The 21,490-nt window shown below is 71.0% G+C and carries 19 protein-coding genes; 5 read left to right on the top strand and 14 right to left on the bottom strand.

What is annotated here, in order from left to right; all coding sequences use genetic code 11:
• Positions 1-137 precede the first annotated feature (137 nt).
• Entirely contained in the window at positions 138-935 is a 798-nt protein-coding gene (locus ACQEXA_RS39710) for a metallophosphoesterase family protein (RefSeq protein WP_433132449.1), read from the bottom strand.
• Between the two features lie 302 nt (positions 936-1,237).
• Between ACQEXA_RS39710 and ACQEXA_RS39705 the strand changes: the two genes are divergently transcribed.
• Positions 1,238-3,034, top strand: a complete 1,797-nt coding sequence (locus ACQEXA_RS39705) for an AMP-dependent synthetase/ligase (RefSeq protein ID WP_432926752.1) — start codon at positions 1,238-1,240, stop codon at positions 3,032-3,034.
• 18 nt (positions 3,035-3,052) lie between these two features.
• On the opposite strand, the gene ACQEXA_RS39700 is transcribed toward ACQEXA_RS39705, so the two are convergent.
• From ACQEXA_RS39700 to ACQEXA_RS39675, 6 genes are all read right to left on the bottom strand, one after another.
• On the bottom strand, positions 3,053-4,639 hold the full coding sequence (locus ACQEXA_RS39700; RefSeq protein ID WP_432926754.1) for a GMC oxidoreductase: 1,587 nt from the start codon (positions 4,637-4,639) through the stop codon (positions 3,053-3,055).
• A 213-nt stretch (positions 4,640-4,852) separates the two neighbouring features.
• Positions 4,853-6,088, bottom strand: a complete 1,236-nt coding sequence (locus ACQEXA_RS39695) for an IS701 family transposase (protein ID WP_433132447.1) — start codon at positions 6,086-6,088, stop codon at positions 4,853-4,855.
• Between the two features lie 139 nt (positions 6,089-6,227).
• Positions 6,228-8,201: a zinc ribbon domain-containing protein gene (locus tag ACQEXA_RS39690; RefSeq protein ID WP_433132445.1), complete on the bottom strand. Its 1,974-nt coding sequence runs from the start codon at positions 8,199-8,201 to the stop codon at positions 6,228-6,230.
• Positions 8,198-8,593, bottom strand: coding sequence for a recombinase family protein (locus tag ACQEXA_RS39685; protein ID WP_433132443.1), 396 nt, complete (start codon positions 8,591-8,593; stop codon positions 8,198-8,200). The genes ACQEXA_RS39690 and ACQEXA_RS39685 overlap by 4 nt, the downstream gene beginning before the upstream one ends.
• Positions 8,488-8,817, bottom strand: a complete 330-nt coding sequence (locus tag ACQEXA_RS39680) for a helix-turn-helix domain-containing protein (RefSeq protein ID WP_433132441.1) — start codon at positions 8,815-8,817, stop codon at positions 8,488-8,490. Before ACQEXA_RS39680 ends, ACQEXA_RS39685 begins: the two co-directional genes overlap by 106 nt.
• Before the next feature lie 15 nt (positions 8,818-8,832).
• Positions 8,833-9,987 (bottom strand): glycosyltransferase family 4 protein, encoded by a 1,155-nt coding sequence (locus tag ACQEXA_RS39675; RefSeq protein WP_432926761.1) that lies wholly within the window; start codon positions 9,985-9,987, stop codon positions 8,833-8,835.
• Positions 9,988-10,126: 139 nt separating this feature from the next.
• On the opposite strand from ACQEXA_RS39675, the gene ACQEXA_RS39670 reads away from it, so the two are divergent.
• Positions 10,127-11,359, top strand: coding sequence for a glycosyltransferase 87 family protein (locus ACQEXA_RS39670; protein WP_432926763.1), 1,233 nt, complete (start codon positions 10,127-10,129; stop codon positions 11,357-11,359).
• On the opposite strand, the gene ACQEXA_RS39665 is transcribed toward ACQEXA_RS39670, so the two are convergent.
• A complete protein-coding gene (locus ACQEXA_RS39665; protein ID WP_433132439.1) occupies positions 11,320-12,630 on the bottom strand; it encodes an MATE family efflux transporter in 1,311 nt (436 codons plus the stop codon). The genes ACQEXA_RS39670 and ACQEXA_RS39665 overlap by 40 nt on opposite strands.
• A gap of 98 nt (positions 12,631-12,728) precedes the next feature.
• Here ACQEXA_RS39665 and ACQEXA_RS39660 point away from each other — a divergent pair, with 98 nt between their 5' ends.
• Complete coding sequence (locus ACQEXA_RS39660; RefSeq protein ID WP_432926767.1) at positions 12,729-13,253, top strand: PadR family transcriptional regulator; 525 nt, start codon at positions 12,729-12,731, stop codon at positions 13,251-13,253.
• 25 nt (positions 13,254-13,278) lie between these two features.
• On the opposite strand, the gene ACQEXA_RS39655 is transcribed toward ACQEXA_RS39660, so the two are convergent.
• The 5 genes from ACQEXA_RS39655 to ACQEXA_RS39635 all read right to left on the bottom strand — a co-directional run bounded on the left by ACQEXA_RS39655 (position 13,279) and on the right by ACQEXA_RS39635 (position 18,761).
• Complete coding sequence (locus ACQEXA_RS39655; RefSeq protein WP_432926768.1) at positions 13,279-14,499, bottom strand: hypothetical protein; 1,221 nt, start codon at positions 14,497-14,499, stop codon at positions 13,279-13,281.
• A 44-nt stretch (positions 14,500-14,543) separates the two neighbouring features.
• A complete protein-coding gene (locus ACQEXA_RS39650; RefSeq protein ID WP_432926770.1) occupies positions 14,544-15,557 on the bottom strand; it encodes an NlpC/P60 family protein in 1,014 nt (337 codons plus the stop codon).
• Between the two features lie 217 nt (positions 15,558-15,774).
• Positions 15,775-16,809, bottom strand: coding sequence for an NlpC/P60 family protein (locus ACQEXA_RS39645; RefSeq protein ID WP_432926772.1), 1,035 nt, complete (start codon positions 16,807-16,809; stop codon positions 15,775-15,777).
• A 328-nt stretch (positions 16,810-17,137) separates the two neighbouring features.
• Entirely contained in the window at positions 17,138-18,487 is a 1,350-nt protein-coding gene (locus tag ACQEXA_RS39640) for an NYN domain-containing protein (RefSeq protein WP_432926773.1), read from the bottom strand.
• Between the two features lie 34 nt (positions 18,488-18,521).
• Positions 18,522-18,761, bottom strand: a complete 240-nt coding sequence (locus ACQEXA_RS39635) for a hypothetical protein (protein WP_103843079.1) — start codon at positions 18,759-18,761, stop codon at positions 18,522-18,524.
• Positions 18,762-18,916: 155 nt separating this feature from the next.
• Here ACQEXA_RS39635 and ACQEXA_RS39630 point away from each other — a divergent pair, with 155 nt between their 5' ends.
• Positions 18,917-19,648, top strand: a complete 732-nt coding sequence (locus ACQEXA_RS39630) for a rhomboid family intramembrane serine protease (protein ID WP_432926775.1) — start codon at positions 18,917-18,919, stop codon at positions 19,646-19,648.
• Positions 19,645-19,926, top strand: a complete 282-nt coding sequence (locus ACQEXA_RS39625) for an Lrp/AsnC family transcriptional regulator (RefSeq protein ID WP_265566520.1) — start codon at positions 19,645-19,647, stop codon at positions 19,924-19,926. The genes ACQEXA_RS39630 and ACQEXA_RS39625 overlap by 4 nt, the downstream gene beginning before the upstream one ends.
• A 79-nt stretch (positions 19,927-20,005) precedes the next feature.
• Here ACQEXA_RS39625 and ACQEXA_RS39620 read toward each other — a convergent pair whose 3' ends face one another.
• Entirely contained in the window at positions 20,006-21,367 is a 1,362-nt protein-coding gene (locus tag ACQEXA_RS39620) for an aminotransferase class V-fold PLP-dependent enzyme (protein WP_432926777.1), read from the bottom strand.
• Positions 21,368-21,490: the final 123 nt, after the last annotated feature.

The raw sequence follows: 21,490 nt of genomic DNA, 5'->3' as shown, positions 1-21,490 counted from the left end.
CGGTGAGGGAGGGTGAAGTGCACGTGCGCACGTGTGTGCAGCGTGAAGGCTACCGCGCGCGCGCCGCGCCGCTACCACCCCACCTGCCCTCGGGCCACCGGCCCGTCGCCCCGGAGCGGACGCCGCCCGCGCGCCCCTCACCACTCCAGCGCCCAGGGCCTCCCGCTGCCGGCGAAATGCCCCACGTTCACGCACTCCGTCCTCCCGATCCGCATCCGCCGCACCAGCGGCTGGTGGACATGGCCGAAGAGCGAGTAGCGCGGGCGCGTGCGGCGGATGGCGTCCAGCAGGGCGCGGCTGCCGCGTTCGAAGCGGCGCGCCACCGTGTCGTACACCAGTTCGGGAACCTCCGGCGGAATGTGGGTGCACAGCACGTCCACCTCGCCGAGCGCCTCGATCTTCGCCGCGTACTCCTCGTCGCCGATCTCGTACGGGGTCCGCATGGGGGTGCGCAGGCCCCCGCCGACGAAGCCGAAGGTCCAGCCGCCGATCTCCACCCGCTCACCGTCCAGGACGGTCGTACCCGGCTGGGCGTACTCGGACCACAGAGGCGGTATATCGACATTGCCGTAGGTGGCGTACGTCGGCGTCGGGAACGCCGCGAACAACTCGGTGTACTGCCTGCGGACCGCCTTCTCGATGACCGCGGCGCGGTCGGTGCCGATACCGGCCCACAAGTGCGCACCGAAGGCCCGGGCCTCCGCGAAGCGGCGGGCGGTGCGCAGTTCGACGATACGGTCGGCGCTCTCCACGCCGAACAGATCGGGGAAGATGCCGCGCGAGTGGTCGGCGTAGTCGAGGAAGAGGACCAGGTCACCCAGGCAGATCAGCGCGTCCGCCCCGTCGCCGGCTCTCGCCAGGTCACGCGCGTTGCCGTGCACGTCGCTGACCACGTGAACGCACATCCTTCGGTTACCGCCCGGTGTGGGTGCCATGGCGATCAAGGGTAAAGGTGTGCGGCAAACGTGAACAGTGGCGGCCGGACCTGCGATTACTGGCCAGTCAAGAAGCGCGTGGACTACTGTGCGCGAAGGAACGCCAACCCGTGTGACGCACGGAACATCTCGTCGGGCCCCCCTGTCGGAGAGGCCATACCGACGGGTAACGTCCGGGCAGTCCAGTCGTGCTCAGGGTTTCAACCATCCTTGGGAGAACCCTGCGCACCTGACCGAGCCTTGGACCGCACCGTCGCAGCACACACCGTCGTGGCGTCGGCGCCCTATGAGGAGCAGCAGTCTTGCGCGAGTTCAGCCTTCCGGCTTTGTACGAGGTCCCTGCGGACGGCAATCTGACCGACATCGTCCGTAGAAACGCCGCGCAGCATCCCGACGTCGCCGTCATCGCCCGCAAGGTGACCGGTGCCTGGCAGGACGTCACCGCAACCGTCTTCCTCGCCGAGGTGCGCGCCGCGGCGAAGGGGCTCATCGCCTCCGGAGTGCAGCCGGGCGACCGGGTGGGTCTGATGTCGAGGACCCGCTACGAGTGGACGCTGCTCGACTTCGCCATCTGGAGCGCCGGCGCGATCACCGTGCCGGTCTACGAGACCAGCTCTCCGGAGCAGGTGGAGTGGATCCTGAGCGACTCGGGCGCCACCGCCTGCGTGGTCGAGCTGGACGCGCACGCCGCGACCGTCGAGGCCGTGCGCGACCGGCTGCCCGCACTCAAGCACGTCTGGCAGATCGAGCCCGGAGGCGTCGAGGAACTGGGGCGTGCCGGGAAGGACGTCAGCGACGCCACGGTCGACGAGCGCAGCTCGCTCGCCAAGGCCGACGACCCGGCGACCATCGTCTACACCAGCGGCACCACCGGGCGCCCCAAGGGTTGTGTGCTCACCCACCGCAACTTCTTCGCCGAGTGCGGCAACATCGTTGAGCGGCTGCGCCCCCTCTTCCGCACCGGCGAGTGCTCCGTGCTCCTCTTCCTGCCGCTCGCGCACGTCTTCGGACGTCTGGTGCAGATCGCGCCCATGATGGCGCCCATCAAGCTGGGCAACGCCCCGGACATCAAGCACCTCACCGACGAACTCGCCGCCTTCCGGCCGACGTTGATCCTCGGTGTGCCGCGCGTCTTCGAGAAGGTCTACAACTCGGCGCGCGCCAAGGCGCAGGCGGACGGCAAGGGCAAGATCTTCGACAAGGCCGCGGACACCGCCATCGCCTACAGCAAGGCGCTGGACACCCCGTCGGGCCCGTCCTTCGGTCTGAAGATCAAGCACAAGACGTTCGACAAGCTCGTCTACAGCAAGCTGCGCGCGGTGCTCGGCGGCCGCGGCGAGTACGCCATCTCCGGAGGCGCCCCGCTCGGCGAGCGCCTCGGCCACTTCTTCCGCGGGATGGGCTTCACGGTCCTGGAGGGCTACGGCCTGACCGAGACCTGTGCCGCGACGGCGTTCAACCCCTGGGACCGGCAGAAGATCGGCACGGTCGGCCAGCCGCTGCCGGGCTCCGTCATCCGCATCGCGGACGACGGCGAGGTGCTGCTGCACGGCGAGCACGTGTTCAAGGAGTACTGGAACAACGAGACCGCCACCGCGGAGGCGCTGGCCGACGGCTGGTTCCACACGGGCGACATAGGCACCCTCGACGAGGACGGCTACCTCCGGATCACCGGCCGCAAGAAGGAGATCATCGTCACCGCGGGCGGCAAGAACGTGGCCCCGGCCGTGATCGAGGACCGCATCAGGGCGCACGCACTCGTCGCGGAGTGCATGGTAGTGGGCGACGGGCGGCCCTTCGTGGGCGCGCTGATCACCATCGACGAGGAGTTCCTGGGCCGCTGGGCCGCCGAGCACGGCAAGCCGGCGGGCTCCACCGCGGCGTCGCTGCGTGACGACCAGGATCTGCTCGCGGCGATCCAGGACGCGGTCGACGACGGCAACGCCGCGGTGTCGAAGGCGGAATCGGTGCGGAAGTTCCGCATTCTCCCCTCCCACTTCACCGAGGAGTCGGGCCACCTCACGCCGTCCCTGAAGCTCAAGCGCAACGTGGTGACCAAGGACTACGCGGACGAGATCGAGGCCATCTACCGGAAGTAGGGGGCCTACGCCCTCACGTCATGACGCGGTGTCCTCGGCGAGGACCCGCGTCATGGTGCGTTCGGCGAGCGCCGTGATGGTGAGGAAGGGGTTGACACCGATGGACCCGGGCACGAGGGAGCCGTCGGTGACGTACAGCTTGGAGTACCCCTTCACCCGGCCGTAGTCGTCGGTCGCCCGGCCGAGGACGCAGCCGCCGAGCGGGTGGTACGTGAAGTCGTCGGCGAAGACCTTGCTGCCCGTGCCGAAGAGGTCGTACCGGTAGATGGTGGCGTTGGCGTAGTTGATCCGGTCGAACAATTTCTTCGCCATGCTCACGGAGACGGCGCTCTGCGCGGCGGTCCAGCCGAGTTTCGCGGCATCCGTCACCGGGTCGTAGGTGAACGAAGCCCGCTGCGGGTTCTTGGTGATCGCGAGGTAGAGGCTCACCCAGTGCTCGAGACCGGTGGGCAGCGGGGCGATCTCGGCGAAGACGGGGTTGTCGGTGTTGGCCCAGTCGTCGATGCCCATGACGGGGATGGTGGACTCGTTGGCGCCGACCGTGTCCCAGAGGTGGTTGGCGCGGCCGAGCATCACATTGCCGTTCGTCCCCCAGCCGCTGCCGACGCTCGGGTCGAGGGCGGGCAGGGCACCCGTCTCCCGGGCACGCAGCAGCAGTTCGGTGGTGCCGAGGCTGCCGGCGCCGAGGAACAGGTACGTGCAGGAGTACTCCTTGGTCTCCACGACGGCGCCAGTGGTGTCGATCCGGTCCGCGGTGAGCAGATACGACCCGTCGCCCGCCCGCCGTATCTCCCTGACCCGCTCAAGGGTGTTGATGGTGACATGGCCGGTGCCGAGCGCGGAGGCCAGGTAGGTCCTGTCGAGGCTGCGCTTGCCGTGGTTGTTGCCGTAGATGACCTCGCCGGCCAGGGCGGACTTGGTGGCGGTGCCGGCGGCCTCGCGCTGCATGTACGCGAAGTCGTAGACGTTCGGCACGAAGGTGGTCTTCAGACCGGCGTTGGCTGCGGCCTTCCGCGAGGTGCGGGCGAAGCGGTACCACTCCGTCGCCTCGAACCAGGCGGGATCGACGGTGTTGACGCCCAGCATGGAGCGGGCCCGGGGAAAGTACGTGGCGTACATCTCGGTGGCGTCGACGGTGGGGAACTGCTCGCTGAAGTAGGACTGGAGGGGTGTGACGGCCATGCCGCCGTTGACGAGGGAGCCGCCGCCGACGCCCCGTCCCACGTACACGGACATGTGGTCGAAGTGCACACGGTCCAGGACGCCGGGATAGCGGCCGATGTCCTTGTTGACGACGTCCAGCCACAGGAAGGTGGCGAGCGGCGCCTCGGTGCGGGTGCGGAACCACATGGACCGCTGGTCCGGAGCGCTGGTGGAGCAGAAGACCTTGCCGTCGGGACCCGGGGTGTTCCACAGGCGGCCCATCTCCAGCACAAGGGTGCGGATACCGGCCTGGCCGAGGCGGAGGGCCGCCACGGCGCCGCCGTAGCCGGAGCCGACGACGATCGCCGGGGCGGATTCGACCGCGTCGGGCTCGGCAGCCCGGGCGGACTGGAGGTCGATGCGGGTGAATCCGAGGGCGGCCGCCGTCTGGAGGGCGGCCATCCCAAGGATTTGACGTCTCGTCAGGTGATGGTACGTCAGTTTTCCTGTCATGCCCGCAGCATCAGCGGATTTTCGGCTTCCGGCTAGTAGGGCTTGGTTAGGTTGGGATGGGCTTGGTGTGTCTGGGTGGGGGCAGCGGCGTCCGGCACAGCGGGCAGCGCCCGGCCCAGCAGGCCAGCAGGACCTGCAGTCCGGCCACGACCTGGTAGGTCGTCAGGCCGTGGCCGCCGCTTTCGGGGACAGTCGCTCCAGGGTGCAAAACGCCTGGGCGACCGAGGCCAGGGTGAGGTGCCGGTGGAAGCCGTTCCAGGTGCGGCCCTCGAAGTGACCCAGCCCCAAGGCGGTCTTCAGCTCGCGGTAGTCGTGCTCGACCCGCCAGCGGAGCTTCGCCGAGCGCACCAGGTGCCGCAGGGGGGTGTCCGCGGGCAGCGTGGAGAGCCAGTACTTGGTCGGCTCCTTCTCGCCGGCGGGCCACTCGGCCAGCAGCCAGCACACCGGCAGGTCCTCGCCGGGGTGCGCCCGGCGCAGCCGCACTCCGGCGGGGCGCACCCGCAGTGCGGCGAACCGCGAGCGCAACGGGCCCTTGGAGCCCTGCCGCCAGGTCACCCGGTGCAGGGCGCCGTGCCCGGCGTCCTGCACCAGCGTGCGCACCGAGGTGGGTGCCTGCCGGTAGCGGGGCACCGGGGGCCGGCCGGTGCCCGACCAGGCCGGAGCGGTACGCGTGGCGGTCTCGGGCAGCACCGCGGTGTCCGAACGCACCCCGACCACGTAGTCGATGCCGCGCTCTTCCAACGCCAGCCGGAAGGCACCGTCTTGACCGTAGCCCTCGTCGGCCACGATCAGCGGCGGGTCCAGCCCCCAGCACCGCAGCTCGTCGACCATGTCGACGGCCAGCTGCCACTTGGCGACATGCCAGACCTCGTCGGGGATGTGGGCCCGGCGGCGGCGCTTGGCCACCTGGTCGGCGTCCTCGGCGGGCGCGGCGGTCACGTCCCACTGCTCGGGCAGGAACAGCCGCCAGTTCACCGGACAGGAGGCCGCGTCGGTGACCAGGTGCACGCTCGGGGCGACCTGGCAGTTGGCGGTCTTGCCCAGCGCCCCGCAGTACTGCGCGGCCACGCCGGGCGAGGCGTGGCCGTCCTTGGGAAAGGACACATCGTCGATCACCCAGGCGGCCGGGCGGATGACCGGCTCCATGCGCCAGGCCAGCTCGGCCAGCACCATCTGATGGGACCACGGGGCGTCGGCCAGGAACTGCTGCAGGCCCTGCCGGTCCACCCCCAGCCGGGCCGCCATCGGCTCCATCGACTTGCGGCGGCCCGCACCGAGCAGCCCGCGCACATACCGCTCGCCCCACCGCCGCTGGTCGGACCGTCCCAACGGGGCGAACACCTCGGCCGCGAACGCCGCCAACCGGTCCTGGGCCTCCACGAGCTCCTGCGGAGCCATGGCCCTCACCTCCGCGAGGCCAACACGCCCTCCTTCCCCCAAGATAACCAAGCCCTACTAGGGGTTTCGGCGGTTCCGGGCGTTCCGGCCGGGCCGCGGGGAACTGCGCCCGCTACAGCAGTTCCCTGAGCGTCTCTGATTAGCTATGCGATCCTGAGTTGGATTGAGTTTCCGGGATCGTTTCCCACCGTGGTGGGGAGGCGTGGGCGTGGAGGTGGAATCCCGCGCCGAGTGCTGCCCCTCGTGGCTGGTGACCGGTGGTGGGTGTGCTGATCGTGTTCACGCCCTGGTGTCGGTGGGCTGCGCGGGGCAGCCGGGTCCGGTCCGTGTGAGCGTGTCCCTCCGGACGCTGGCCGGCATGACCGCGAGGCCGTGCCGGGGAGGGTGCCCTGCGTCGCCTGGGCGCGGGGCGTGTGGAACGACGCCGGGTGGGGCCGGCCTTGGACCGGTCCCTCCGGCTGGTCTTGGGAGTCGGTGTGAGGACGGCGTTCGCTTCCAGGTTGTCGAGGACCGTCCGGATCACCATGTGGCCGCTGGTACGGTCGGAAACGGTCGTGGCCTGGTGGGCCAGGCCGCGGGCTGCGATACGGCGCCAGGCACCGTGGTCGCGGTCACCCTGCCACCGGCAGTCCTGGTGGGGGCAGATGGCCCATTTCCATCCCGCGAGGGTGGGCCGGTCGGGGGTTTTGCGGTGCCGCAGCGGGGTCAGGCAGTGCGGGCACAGTTTGGACGTGTTGCGGGCTGGAACCGTGACGACGGCGATGCCCTGTTCGGTGGCGAGGTGCCGCATGCGGTCGGCGATCTGTCCGCGGACCTGCTGGGACAGGCGGGTGTTCAGGGTGCGGCCCATGCCCCCGGCCTCCATCGACCGCAGATCCTCGACATAGATCACCGTGGCCCCGGCCGCGATGGCCTGGTCGACGGCCCAGCGTGCAGCAGCCCGCGCAAGCGCGTCGTTGAGGTTCGACCGGCGGTTGGACACGTGCTGGATCTCGCTGCGCAGCACGTCCAGCTTGGGGGCAAGCTGGTGGTCGTCGTGGCCTGCGATCAGCCGCATGTACTGGTCGGCCTTGGTGTGCAGCCGCTCCGAGAGGCGGCGCAGGCGGTGCTGCTTGGCGAGCACACCGGCGGCCCGGAACTGGCCGCCGGCACCGAGCGCGGTCATCCGCCCATCGCCGTTCAGGTGCACGGTGCCCGCGCTGAGGAGCGTGTTCAGGCCCCAGTCCACGCCGAGCGCCACCGCATGACCGGTGCGGTGGGCCTTGGGGACGGCGTGGGTGTACGCCACGTCGACGCGCACCGTCCCGTCTGCGGTGCGCACAGTCGGTAGGTGGAGCACGGCCGATGCGGGGACCGTCGGCGGCAGCGCGATGGGGCAGGCCACCCATGTCCAGTCCCGGTATGTCTGCGGGTCGGGGCGGGTGGGCAGCTGAAGCCGTAGCAGCGCCTGCCCGGTGTCGGTTTCGGAGCGTTCGATCGTGGCCTGCTGCCCGTCGCACGCGGCGAGCAGGAGCAGGCGCGGGATTCTCGGGGTGCCTTCGAGTTCGAACACGTCCACGGGCAGACGGCCGTTGGCCTTGAGATACGTGGCGACCTGCCGGGTGCGGGCGTTGATGATGCTGGACGGCAGATGCTCCCCGCCACAGATCGCCGCCCGAACCTGATCCCACTCTCTCGGGGTGCGTTTACTCGGATCGGCCGGCCACGTCGCCAGCACCCCCAAGACCACATCGGCGCGCCACTTCACTGAGCGCAGCGCCCGCCCGGCCTGCTCCTGGGCCATGCGCACGATCCGGTCGTTGACCTTCACGCCCTCGAGCGGGGCGGCACTCCAGCCCAGACGCCGCAGCGCCATCCACGCGTTCGACGGCAGATTCCGGCCGCCCGCATCGACGCCGGCAGCCAGTACATCAACATCGCCGGTATTGCAGTGTTCGGCCAGCAGGGCGGCGGCCATGTTGGACACGAGGCCCGCGCACCAGCCGACGCGTAACGTCACAGCGGACAGCGACAGGCGTTCGCCGGTCTTCTCATCCACGCCTGTGCGCACAAGGGTGCGGGCGCACGCGGTGCGGGAGGTCTCGCCGTCGGCGAGCAGCGGTTTCCGGCTCACCGGTGACTACCGGCCTGGCATTGCCCGGACTCGGCCAGCAGACGACGCCGGTTCTCAGCCGACCGCATCCCGTACAGGCGGCCGGCGAACGTGGTGACCAGCGAAACGAAGTCCTCAAGGAGTTCATCCCGGCCACCGAGCTTCTTCGGGTGCAGCACCTCAAGACTCGCGCCGTACACGGACAGCAGGTGCTTGAGCCAGCCGACACCAAACCGGGCGAGCCGGTCCTCGTGCGTGACACGCACGACGGTCACCGAGCCGTCAGCAACGGCCCGCAGGAGCCGGCTCAGACCGGGCCGGTCCTCCCGCAGGCCACAGGCCCGGTCACGGAAGACCTTGACGATCTCGCCCGTCGAGGTGGCCCGCAGCTCCTTCTCCTGCGCCTGAAGCAAGGATTCCCCCCCCCGTGGGAGCCGGAGACGCGCACGTACAGGCCCTCCAGGCGGACACCCTCGCCACCGGTGGAGACCTTCATCGCCTCCACATCGATCGAGGAGAACCGGCGCTCACGCCCGACCCACGTCACCGGAATCTTGCCCGAGTCAGCCCAAAGACGAAGCGTCACGGGGTGAACACCCAAGCGTTTGGCGGCCTTTGAGAGTCGAAGAAGTTCCACACGATCACCGTACGATCACTGAGGAACTCTAAGCAAATTGATGAGCCTGTCCGCCAGCAGGTCCCAGCGCCACTTCTCCTCGACCCACCGCCGGCCCCGCTCGCCCATGCGGCGGCGCAGCTCCGGGTCGCCCAGGAGGGTGATGACGCGGTCCGCGGTGTCCTCCACCGAACTGCCGCGGACCACCCACCCGGTCTCGCCGTCCAGGACCGCGTCGGGGGCGCCGCCCGAGTCGCCGGCGACCACCGGGAGGCCGGTCGCGGAGGCCTCCAGGTAGACGATGCCGAGGCCCTCCACGTCCAGGCCACTCCGACGGGTGCGGCACGGCATCGCGAAGACGTCGCCCGCCCCGTAGTGCGCGGGCAGCTCCGACCACGGGACGGCGCCCGTGAAGCGGACCGCGTCGGCGACACCGGTCTCGGACGCGAGCCTGCGCAGGTCTCTCCCGTAGGGACCACCGCCGACGATCAGCAGGACCGCCTCGGGCTCCTTGGCCAGGATGCGCGGCATCGCCCGGATCAGGGTGTCCTGGCCCTTGCGCGGGACCAGCCGGGAGACGCAGACCACCACCGGGCGGTCCGTGAGGCCCAGGCGGGCGCGGACCTCGTCGCCGCCCGATGCGGGATGGAAGGTCTCCTCGTCGACGCCGGGGGGCAGCTGCACCATCCGTCCGGCCGCCTGCGGCGTCAGCGCGGAGGCTATCCGCGAACGCGTGTACTCGCCCAGGTAGGTGATCGTGTCCGTGGATTCACCGATACGGCGCAACAGGCCGCGCGCGGCCGGCAGTTGCGCCCATCCCGCCTCATGGCCGTGCGTGGTCGCCACCAGCCGCTGCGCCCCGGCGCGCCGCAGCGCCGGCGCCATCAGGCCGAGTGGCGCCGCCGCACCGAACCACACCGCGGTACAGCCGTGCTCCCGCAGCAGTCCCACCGCGCGGCGGGTCGCACCCGGCGTCGGAAGCAGCATCGTGGTCCGGTCCCGTACGACGGTGAACGGCTGCTTCGCGTCGAAGGCGGCCGTCGCCCGGGCGCCCTCGTCGCCCCGCTTCCAGGTGGAGGCGTAGACGACGAGCCGCTCGGGGTCCAGGCGCAGCGCCATGTTGTGCAGGAACGCCTGGATACCGCCCGGGCGGGGCGGAAAGTCGTTGGTCACGATCAGGGTCTTGTGCATCGTCGTCGACAGTACCGAACCGGATGTGCGACCGTACTCACAGCTCCGTACGGCCGCGCTTCATGGCACCCGCACGGTGCGCCGGGAGATCATGGCCCCGCACGGCAGAGCGACACGGAACGCGCGAGGACAGGGGCTCATGGACATTGCGGGCAGGCGGCGGTTCCCGGTGTGGCTGCTCGTCACCTGGAGTCTGACCAGGCTGGTCCTGCTCCTCTTCGTCTTCAAGGTGTTCGTCTTCCCCGGTCCGGACGTCACCAGCGACGTCTCGGTGATCTACCAGGGCTGGTACGACACCCTGCGCACCGGCACCTTCCCGCGCAACGACGTCACCTGGCAGTACCCGCCCGCCGCCGCGCTCGCCATCCTCTCCCCCGCGCTGCTGCCCTTCCTGGACTACGCGCACGCCTTCTACGTCCTCGCCTTCCTCGCCGACCTCGTGGTCCTGTGCCTGCTGCTGAATGCGGGCCGGCGGCCCGGCAAGATCATGCGCGGCGCCTGGGTGTGGGTGGTCGGGGTCGCCCTGCTCGGTCCCACCGTGTACGCCCGCTACGACGTGATGGTGACGGCGGTGGCTGTCGCCGCGCTCCTGGCCGGTACGCGCCGCCCCCGGCTGGTGGGGGCGCTCATCGCCGCGGGGGCGCTGCTGAAGGTGTGGCCCGCGCTGCTGCTGGTCGGCACCCTCAAACGCTGGGCCTGGCTCTCCGCGGCGGCGACGGCCCTCGCGCTCGCCGGGGTCTTCGCTCTGACGATGCCCGGGGCCTTCTCCTTCCTGGGCTTCCAGCGCAACCGCGGCACTGAGGTCGAGTCGCTGGGCTCGCTGGTCTTCCACGTGGGCCGGCACTTCGGCTGGCGGGGCCAGGTGGCGCTGAACTACGGCTCGGTGGAGTTCCTCGGCCCGTATGTGGACTGGGTCAGCGCGGCGGCCCTCTTCCTGACCATGATCGCCTTCGGCTGGCTGCTGCTGTGGCGGGCGAGCGTTCGCCGTACGTCGCCGCACACGCTCGCGGACGCGGGCTTCGTGGCGGTGCTGCTGTTCACGGTCACCAGCCGGGTCATCAGCCCGCAGTACATGGTGTGGCTGGTCGGTGTCGCGGCCGTCTGCCTGAGCTTCCGCGCCAGCAGGATGACGCTGCCCTGCGGGCTGGTGCTGGCCGCCTGTCTGGCCACCGTCGTGGAGTTTCCGCTCTGGTTCGGCCACGTCGTCGCCAGCGATCGGCAGGGCGTCACGATGCTGTTCCTGCGCAACGGCCTGCTGGTGCTCGCCACGCTGACCGCCGCCCGGCAGCTGTGGCACGACACGGTCGCCCGGCCGGCCCCGACCGTGCCGCCTCAGGCCACCCGCACCCAGGAGACACTCGCACCCTCCTGACGGCGGCCCAACCGAAGCAGCACACCGCACTGCAACGCCATGGCGACGGCGAGGGCAAGGCAGATCCCCGGCAGTCCCAGCGCGGACAAAGCGCGGGCGAGCGGCAGTTGCACCGCCGTGCCGAGCAGCGTCACACGCAGCAGCAGGGGTGCGCCGCCGCTTCCCTCGAAGACCCCGCCGAGCGCGATGAAGCAGGCCGTCAGCAGCAGGTAGGGGCCGACGCAGCGCAGAAAGAGCTCCCCGTCGTGTGCGACCGCCGGGCCGGCTCCGAAGGCGCGCATGATCCAGGGCGCGAGGAACCCCAGCAGTGCCGCCGCGGCTGCCCCCACCGCCCCCGACAGGAGCACGGCCTGCCGGCCGATGGCCCTTCGCTGCTCCCGGCCGGCGCCCCGGGCATGCGCGGTGTGGATGGCGGCGGCCTGCCGCACCGCGTAGAAGGCCATCGTCGCGATGTACATGACCTTGTAGGCGATCGCATAGGCGGCCACGGCCGTCACCCCGAGCCGGGCCACGATCGCGACGAGGACGAGAGTCCCGGTCTGCCGCACGGTGAAGTCGGCGGACATCGGCACACCGGCCCTCAGCGTGTGCCGCAGGGCCGCCGCGGTGGACTGGGTGGGCGGGGCGCTTCTCGCCGCCCGGAGCTGGGCGTTGCGGCGCAGGGCGCGCAGCCCGGCCGCGAGGGCGACGCAGCGGCACAGCACCGTCGATACGGCGGCGCCCCGGATGCCGTAGGCGTGGATGAACAGCGGGTCGCAGACCAGGATCAGCCCGTTGGCGAGAAGCGCGAGGCGCATCGGCGTGCGGGTGTCGCCGGTGCCTTTGAGGATGCCGTCGACGAGTTGCTGGACGAAGAAGACGGCGATCCCCGGCAGGGAGACGGCGAAGTAGCCGATGGCGAGGGGCAGCGCGGGACCGTCGCCGCCCAGGACCGACCGGGCCAGTGGCTCGCGCAGCAGGAACCCGCCGGTTGCGACGAGCGGGGTGACCACCGCGCACAGCGCCCACCCGCCGCGCACCGCCGCCCCGACGGCTCCCGGGTTCCCGGCGCCCCGCGCGTGGGCGACCAGGACGGTCGTGCCGGAGGCGAACACGAGGGCGATGCCGAGCAGCACGTTCTCCGTGTTGGTCGCGACGGCGACCGCTGCCACGGCCGGACCGCCGAGGCGGGAGACCCAGACGGTGTTGATGATTCCGGCGGCCACGGTGGCGAGCAGGGAGAAGTAGACGGGGTGGGCGAGCGCTATGAGGTGCCTGCGGTGCGAGTTCACGGCCGACGTCCTGCCTCTCGATTCGAGCTACCTCGATTCGAGGTAGCTCGATCAGAGGTACCATGGGCACTCCGACGTCTGCAAGAAGGAGCCGACGGGTGCTGGAGTTGTCGATCCTGGGCTTCCTCGCCGAGGAACCGCTGCACGGATACGAGCTGAAGGAACGGATCAAGGCCCTGACCGGCCACGTCCGCCCGGTCAGCGACGGCGCGCTCTATCCCGCGATCAACCGTCTGATCGCGGCGGGCAAGCTGGACCAGCACTCCGAGCCGGGGGTGAGCGCGGCGCCGCGCCGCGTCCTGTCGCTCACCGAGGAAGGCCGCGCGAACCTCCTGGAACGGTTGCGGCGCCCCAAGCAGGCGGAGATCTCGGACCAGGTGCGCTTCAACACCGTGCTGGCGTTCCTGCGCCACCTCCCGGACCGCAGGGAGCAGGCCGCGGTCCTGCGCCGCCGGCTGGACTTCCTCGAGACCCCGACGAGCTTCTTCTACCGCGACGGAAGCCCCGTGCGGGCCGAGGAGACGGACGATCTGTTCCGGCAGGGTATGCGGCGGGTCGCCCGCGCGACCGGCGAGGCGGAAAGGGCGTGGCTGCGGGAGGCGATCGCGCGGCTGGAGGGCTGACCCCGCTGCCGGGAGCGGCCCGTCCTCAGCCCAGTTGCGCCTCCAGATAGGCCCGCCACTGCCGGGTGAACTCCTCCGGCGTCAGCCCGAGCACCTTCTCCAGTGCGCCCTCGACCGCCCCCGCGCGCTGGTGGTGGTCGCCCACCGCCCGGTAGAACTCGTTCAGCCGGGCCTCCCCCCAGCGGCCCGCGATCATCCGGCAGGCCATCCAGCCGCCCTCGTACGCACGGGCGAGCCTCCCCGCGTCCCCGGCGAAGGCGAAGTCCGCGTCGCCGGGCAGCGCGGCCGGAAGGTGCCCCGGGGCGACCACGCCGGCGAGTTCGGGGGCCACCTGCGCGGGCGTGAGGCCGCTGCTCCGGTAGCCGACCCAGTCGGCGTACCCCTCCGAGAGCCACAGCGGGGTGGCCGGCGTGGTGTGCGCGCGGGTGGCGACATGGGTGGTCTCGTGCGTGACGACCACCTGTCTGCCCACGTCGCCGAGGAGGCTGTACGCCTCCGGATTGACGATGATCCGGTCCGCGGGCGCCTTCGCCGTGCCCCTGGCCTCGCCGGTGGTGACCGCCGCGATCCCCCGGTATCCGGACGGTGCCGCACCGAGCAGCCCCGCCATCTCCTTCAGCGACCGCGGTACGAGCATCACGACGTGTCCCGGCCAGTCGGCGCCCCACGCCGCGGTGACGGCGGGCACCGCACGGTCCGCGAGGCGCGCGTAGTCCCGCAGTGCGCCCGGCGGCTGGCCGACCCCGAGGACCAGGCTGTGCGCCCCGCGGACGACCTCGACGGCGCCCTGCTCCCACAGTTGCCGGCTGGCCCCCGCGGCGGGCTGGTCGGAGCCGATGTACCAGCGTCCGCCGCTGCGGGTCAGCCGCAGCGCGCGGGCGGCGGTGACCGGCGCCCGGTCATAGCCCTGGATGCGGTAGCGCAGTTCGGCGTCGGCGGTGGCGGAGTCGCCGGTGCGGTGCAGGGACGTGAGCCGGTACGACCAGGCGGCCAGCGGCATGGCCCGGAGGTTGTCGAACTCAGCCGCGCCGGAGGCGGACCCGCCCGCCCCGTCGCCGGACGGGGCCTCGGTCGCCAGGAACGCGGAGCGGTCACCGCCGAGGACGGCCGTCGCCCGCCGGTCGAGGACCTGCTGCACGGCGGAGGTCTGGACGTCCGGGGCGGGGCTCCCCGAGCAGCCCACGAGCCCGGCGAGCACCAGCACCCAGACCGCCAGCACTCCCCGAAGACGCCCACGACCAGCCACCTTCCGATCGTACGCGGCGGTGCGACCGCCTATCGCCGCCGTGTTCAGGGCCGGATGACCGACGAGATGGGCATCATCCCGACCGGGTCGTAGCGGACCTCGGCCCCCGGATGAGGGGCGTGGATGACCCGGCCGCCGCCGACGTACATCGCCACATGGCTGGCGTCCGAGTGGTAGACGACCAGGTCGCCGGGCCGGGCCTGGGAGAGCGGCACCCGGTGGCCCGCGTACCGCTGCTGCTGCGAGGTGCGCGGCAGTCCGATGCCCGCCCTCGCGTACGACCACTGCATGAGGCCCGAGCAGTCGAAGCCGCCGGGCCCGTTGGCACCCCACACATAGGGGCGGCCGAGCGCGGAACGTGCCGCGGCGACGGCGGCCGCGGCACGCGAGCCGGGCGGGGCGATGTCGATGAGGCCGGGCAGGTCGCCGCCCGAGCGCGATGCCCGCCCGTAGGCGGCGCGCTCCGCGGGCGGCAGGGAGTTGATCATCCGCTGCGCCGTGGCCAGCTTCCGCTCCACGTCCTTCTTGTGTCGCGCGACGGCCTTGCGGGTCTTCTCCAGCTCGGCGAGTTCGTCGTCCACCACCGCCCGTTCCCGGGCCAGTTCGCGCAGGCTGCCCTGGAGTTCCTTGAGCTGTCCGGCCTGGCGGGCACCGATCCGGTCGAGCACGGCCGCCCTGTCGAGGTAGTCGGCGGGGTTCTCCGAGAACAGCAGCGCGAGCGAGGAGGCGAGGCCGCCGGAGCGGTACTGGGCCCCGGCGAGTGCGCCGAGCGCATCGCGCATGGCGTTGACGCGGTCCTGCTGCCGGGCGATCCGGTCCTGGGCCCGGCCGACCCGGCGGCGCAGCGAACCGGCTTGCTCCCCGGCCTTGTTGTACGCCTCGGTGGCCCGCTCGGCCTCCTCGTACAGCCGGTCCATCGCGGCCCTGGGGTCGCGTGGTGCGGCCTGGGCCGGTACGGCTCCGAGAGCCGCGGCCGCCGCTGCGGCGGACAGGACGGCGGCCGTGGCACCACGGCCCCGGCCGAACCCGGATGGTGCAAGACGTCGATGGGACCCCACGTCCGGTCGCACTCCATTCCGCTGACGAGCCCCCGCCACCCGGCGGGGGAAACGCGGCAGACAGTAGCCGGATGATCACTGCCCGGCCAAAGAGGCCGACCTGCGCAGACAATGTGAAACCCCGCCGCTGACGCAGGTCATCGGCGGGGCACGGGGTCAGCGGGAGACGCTGGAATTCGCTCGTTCGGGCGGGTCGGGAGGCCGCCACGGAAGGACGTCAGATACGGACGCCGAACTGGAAGGGCATGTCGCTGATCGCCTCGTAGCGCACGACGGCACCGGTGTGCGGGGCGTGCAGCACCTGGCCGTTGCCGGCGTACAGGCCCACGTGGTGCATGTCGCCGTAGAAGATGACCAGGTCGCCGACCTTGAGTTGGCTCTCGCTGTAGATGCGGGTGCCGGCGTTGGCCTGGTCCTGGGACATGCGCGGAATGGAGACACCGGCCTGGGCGTAGGCCCAGGAGGTCAGACCGGAGCAGTCGAAGGAAGAGGGGCCGGAGGCGCCGTAGACGTAGGGCGAGCCGATCACGCTCTGGGCGGCCGCGAAGGCCGCGCCGGCACGACCGGAGGCCGTTCCGGGGTTGCCGCTGAGGGCGGTGCGGGCACTGGCCCGGCTGGAGCGGGCCTGCTCGGCCTGAAGGGCGGCCCGCTCCTGGGCGGTGAGGCTGTTCAGGAGCTTCTGCGCTGCGGCGAGCTTGCCCTGGATCTCCCGCTTGTTCTTGCCGAGTTCGGCGCGGGTGGTGGCGAGGTCCTTGAGCTTGTCGGTGGCTTCCTGCCGCTCCTGGGCCAGCTCGCGCTGCTTCTCCTGGATCTTCTTCAGCGCCTCGACCTGCTGGCTGCTCAGCTGGTCGAGCGTGGACGCCTTGTCCAGGTAGTCGTCCGGGTTGGAGGAGAGGAAGAGCTGCACGGAGGGGTCGATGCTGCCGGTGCGGTACTGGGCACTAGCCATCGTGCCTATGCCGTCGCGCAGTTGGTTGAGCTCGTCCTGGCCCCGGGCGACCTTGTCCTGCAGGGTGGAGATCTCCTTCTCCAGCTTCGCCTGCTTCTCCTTGGCCCCGTCGTAGGCCTCGGTGGCCTTCTCCGCCTCTTGGTAGAGGTTGTCGACCTTGGACTTGACCTCGTCCTTGCTCGGCTTCTCACTGGGCGCGGCATTGGCAGCCTGCGCGCTGAAGGCGACGGCAGCGACGGCTGCGGTGGTGAGCACGGTCACACGTGCGCGGCTCGGCTGCTTGGGTCGACGGTGGGACGCCACGGGGGCGAGCTCCTTCTTCCTTCAGCCGCCTACCGACACGCCGGTGGGCGGTGCCCTTCGCCGTCATCCACCCCTTGTGAGTGATCGCCCGTGCGGAGGTTCGAAGCCAGACCCTAGTGACCCATCTGTGATCAGTTCAAATCCCGAGCGGAAAAATCTCAGTCACGCAACGCATTCTTTGCGCGGAACTCACGTGCAGTGATACCGCCTTGACGCTACGTTGTGTGACGATCTCCCCAATTCGGGCATGTCTGACGGATGTTGCGCTTGGTGCGTTGGTGATCCATGGGGTGTTCGGCGCAAGAGGCAAGCCGGGCCGGGGAGTCCGTTATGCCCGGGAAAGTCGCTTCAGTAGCATCGCCGACGCAACCGGGCGCGCGCCCGCCCTGGCGACCCCGTCGGCCACCTCGCGATCGGTGGAGGCCACTATGACCGGTCGGCCCGGCGGCTCCGCGCGCACCAGCTGCCGGATCAACTCGTCGGCGGTGACACCCGGTTTGGAGAACAGCACCCGCACCCCGCGCGGCGGCGCGAGCAGGACGGGCGCGGCCAGTTCCGCCCCGTCGAAGACGCAGGTGACCTCGGCGCCGGTCTGCGCGGCGAGCTGCGAGAGCTGCCCGAGGAGTCTCAGCCGCTGCTTCTCCAGCGGCATCTGCGGATATCCGGTCTTGGTGACGTTGTAGCCGTCGACGACCAGGTGCGCCTGCGGCAGTGCCAGCAACTGGTCGAGGATCGCGGGATCGTTTTCGGAGAGCGCACGGGCCGCGATGTCCTTCGGGGTCATCCGTCCCGGCTCCACCGCGTCCACGGTCTCGGCCGGCCGTACGGAGACCGGCGGCAGCGCCAGCTCCCGCCGCAGCCCCTGCGCGGCCTCGAGCACGGTGTCCAGAAGCAGCCGGACGCGCATGTCCTCGACGCTGCGCCCCTCGCGCGCCGCTCTGCGCGTGGCCTCGAGGTTGGCCTCCACCTCCCCGAGGCGCGCCTTGAGCCGGCGGGTCTCGCTCTCGGCGGAGGACACCGCCGTCTGCCCCTCGTTACGCACGGCCTCGATCTCGCTGCGGGCCTTGCGCAGGGCGGCCTCGCCGCGTTTGACGTCACTGAGGGCGGCACGCAGCTTGCGGTGTAGCGATTCGGCTTCCTTGCGCACCGACTCCAGTTCCGTACGCAGCCGTTCGGTCTCGGCCCGGGTCTGGCCGCGGGCGGCCGCCACCTCCTCGCGCAGCCGCTCCAGCTCGGCCCGGCTCTCCTCGTCGGCACGCTCGGCGTTCGCGCGCTGGGCCTCCTCGCCCGCGGCGGTCACCAGCTTCACCCAGCCCACCGGACGCAGTACATAGGCCGCGGCGGCCACGTCGAGCGGGTCCGCGGCCGCGGGCGGTGAGCCGGAGTCGAGGGCGTCGGCGAGTTCCGGCTGAGCCTCTCGGAGCTTCTCCCCGATCCGCTGCCGGAACAGCGCATCGGTCTCCAGGGACGCCGCCATCGCGTTGCCGGCGAACTTCGCACGGCGATTCGGAGCGAACCGGGCATACTGCCGCAGCTGCGCGGGCAGTTCGCCGAGGGTCAGCCCGCCGAAACCGTCGGAGACGATCTGCACGACCCGGCGACGCACACCGTCGGGCAGCGGACGGTCGAGCACCTCAGCGGTGCCGTCGACCGGCTCCCCGCCCGAAGTCTCCACCATCCGTCACCCCAATGCCTGTGCGAGGCCGCCTCCCTCAGGAGCCGGCGCCCGGCCTGTCCACGAGTTCCACCTGATCCACGGCGTTGCACCAGCGGCACCGCACCGACTCGATGGTCTCACTGACCACCTCGCGCTCTTCGACCTTCGGCTCTCCGGCCAGATCGAGGTGTACGTACTCGACCACCTTCGACGAGCGGGTGACGTCGAAACGCGTGAGGTTGCCGCAGAGCGTGCAGCGCCACCGGGTCGTTTCGGTCGGGAGGGGAACCGTCATCGTGGCTTCTCTTCCTTCTTCCAGTCTCCGTGATGCGCCAGTTTCCCTGGAGCGTGTGGCTCGTAACCCTACGGCCTGGCGAGTACCCGCCGCCTGCCCGTCTCAGCGGCGAGGCATTCTGTGCCCATCAGTGTGGTTACGCCATGCTCTGTCCCATGTTCAGCACCTGGAGCAGGACGGCCGCCGGAGCCCTGCGGGGACAGTCGGCGCCGGTGACGTACGGCCTGATCGCCCTGTGCTGTCTGATCTTCGTGATGGGACCGGCCGCGGGCCTGAATCCGGCGTACGGCACCGGGGACGCGTTGCTGGCCGCCGAGCGCGCCTACTTCGCCCGCTGGGGCGTGGTGCCCGTGGAGCTCTTCAGCGGGACACCGCGGGCCGCGATCACCCCCGTGACGGCACTGTTCGTTCACGGCACCTGGGTGCATCTGCTGGGCAACATGCTCTTCCTCTATGTCTTCGGGGCGATGACCGAGGAGCGGATGGGCCATCTGGAGTTCGCCCTGTTCTACCTGGGCTGCGGCTACCTGGCGCTACTCGGGTACGCCGCGGCCAACGATGACTCGGCCCAGGCGCTGGTCGGGGCCTCCGGGGCGATCTCCGCGGTCCTCGGCGCGTTCCTGTTCCTGTTCCCCAAGGCCAGGGTGACCAGTCTCTTCCCCTTCCTGCTCTTCCTGCCGCTGCGCTTCCCGGCGTGGGTGGTGCTGCCCTTCTGGGCCGCTCTGCAGTGGATGGCCGCGGGCCGCGCCAGCCAGGGCCCGGGGGTGGCCTACCTCGCCCACCTGGTCGGCTTCACCCTCGGCTTCGTCTACGCATGGGTGCGCTACGGCCGTACGAGTAGGGTGAAACCCCCAGCCCAGGCCCCCGAGGGAGAACACCAGCCGTGATCACCGCGATCGTCCTCATCAAGACCAGCGTGGACCGGATCCCCGAGATCGCCGAGTCGATCGCCGCGCTGGACTCCGTCAGCGAGGTCTTCTCCGTCACGGGCACCTACGACCTCATCGCCATGGTCCGGGTCAAGGCCCACGACGACCTGGCGGACGTCATCCCCGGGCGGATCAGCAAGATCCCGGGCGTCCTGGGCACCGACACGCACGTCGCCTTCCGCACCTACTCCCAGCACGACCTGGAGGCGGCGTTCGCGATCGGGCTCGACAACTAGCGGCGCCGGCCGCCGAGGCCGCTCCCCCGTCCGCCGCGGGGCGGACGGGAGGGAGCCCACCCGGCCGTGTCCCGGTGGCTCAGACCGCCGGCACGCAACGGCCGTCCTCCGCGCGGTAGTTCCACTTCGCACCGTCGCGGACCAGTTCCTTGACCGCACCGAGGAAGCGCTCCACGTGCTCGTCGGGCGTGCCCGCGCCGAAGCTGACGCGGATCGCGTTCAGCGACTTCTCACCGGGCGCCGCCTCGGGGGCGCCGCACTCCCCCTGGGTCTGCGGGTCGGCACCCAGAAGCGTGCGCACCAGCGGGTGGGCGCAGAAGAGGCCGTCGCGGACGCCGATGCCGTACTCCGCGGAGAGCGCGGCGGCGAAGTGGGAGCTGTTCCAGCCCTCGACGACGAAGGAGATGACCCCGACGCGGGGCGAGTCGTCGCCGAAGAGGGAGAGCACCTTGACCTCCGGGACCCCGGCCAGCCCTTCCCGGACCTTCCCGATCAGGTACTGCTCACGGGCGACGAGGGCGTCGAAACCGGCCTCGGTGAGGGCCTTGCAGGCCGAGGCGATGGAGTAGGCGCCGATGACATTGGGCGAGCCCGCCTCGTGCCGTGCGGCGCTCTCATGCCACTCCACGTCCACTCCCCCGTCGGTGCGCCGGGTGACCTTGCGGCTGGCGCCTCCGCCCGCGAGGTAGGGCTCGGCCGCGCGCAGCCAGTCGGCGCGGCCGGCCAGGACTCCGGAACCGAACGGCGCGTACAGCTTGTGCCCGGAGAACGCGATCCAGTCGACGTCCAGGTCCTTGACCGACACCGGGTGGTGCGGGGCCAGCTGGGCGGCGTCCAGCACGATACGGGCGCCGTGCGCATGGGCGGCCGCCGCGAGCTCGCGCACCGGCCACAGCTCGCCGGTGACGTTCGAGGCGCCGGTGACACAGACCAGGGCCGGGCCGTGGGGATCGCGGTCCGCGAGGGCGCGCTCCAGGGTCGCGACGGCCTGCTGCGGAGTGCGCGGGGCGTCCAGGCAGGTGACACGCGCACCCCGCCAGGGCAGCAGGGAGGCGTGGTGTTCCGTCTCGAAGACGAAGACCTGGCAGTCGGCCGGAAGGGTGGCGGCGAGGAGGTTGAGCGAGTCGGTGGTGGACCGGGTGAAGATCACCTCGTCCTCTTCGCGGCAGTCGAGGAACGCGGCGACGGTCCGGCGGGCGTTCTCGAACAGGTCGGTGGACAGCTGCGAGAGGTACCCGGCACCGCGGTGGACGCTGCCGTAGTACGGGGCGTAGGCCGCCACGTCGTCCCAGACACGCTGGAGTGCCGGGGCGCTGGCCGCGTAGTCGAGCGCGGCGTAGGTGACCTCTCCGCCCGTGACGAGCGGGACAGTGACATCCCGGCCCAGAACGGGCAGCGGGGCACAAACGGACGGGTCGGCGGCAAGGGTGGAGACGGACATGGGTGCACTCCCGTGTAAGCAGGTGGGATCGCCGTGCCGGACGGCGCGCACGACGGCGCACGGCTGCGTCAGCGGCACGGGAAAAGGTGAAAAGGGGTGAAAGGGGATGCGGAGGCGGGGCTC

The organism is Streptomyces sp. CA-106110 (assembly GCF_050936285.1).
Classification (GTDB): Bacteria; Actinomycetota; Actinomycetes; order Streptomycetales; family Streptomycetaceae; genus Streptomyces.
The sequence above is the reverse complement of the archived record's forward strand: the minus strand, read 5'-3'. Positions and strand labels throughout refer to the sequence as shown.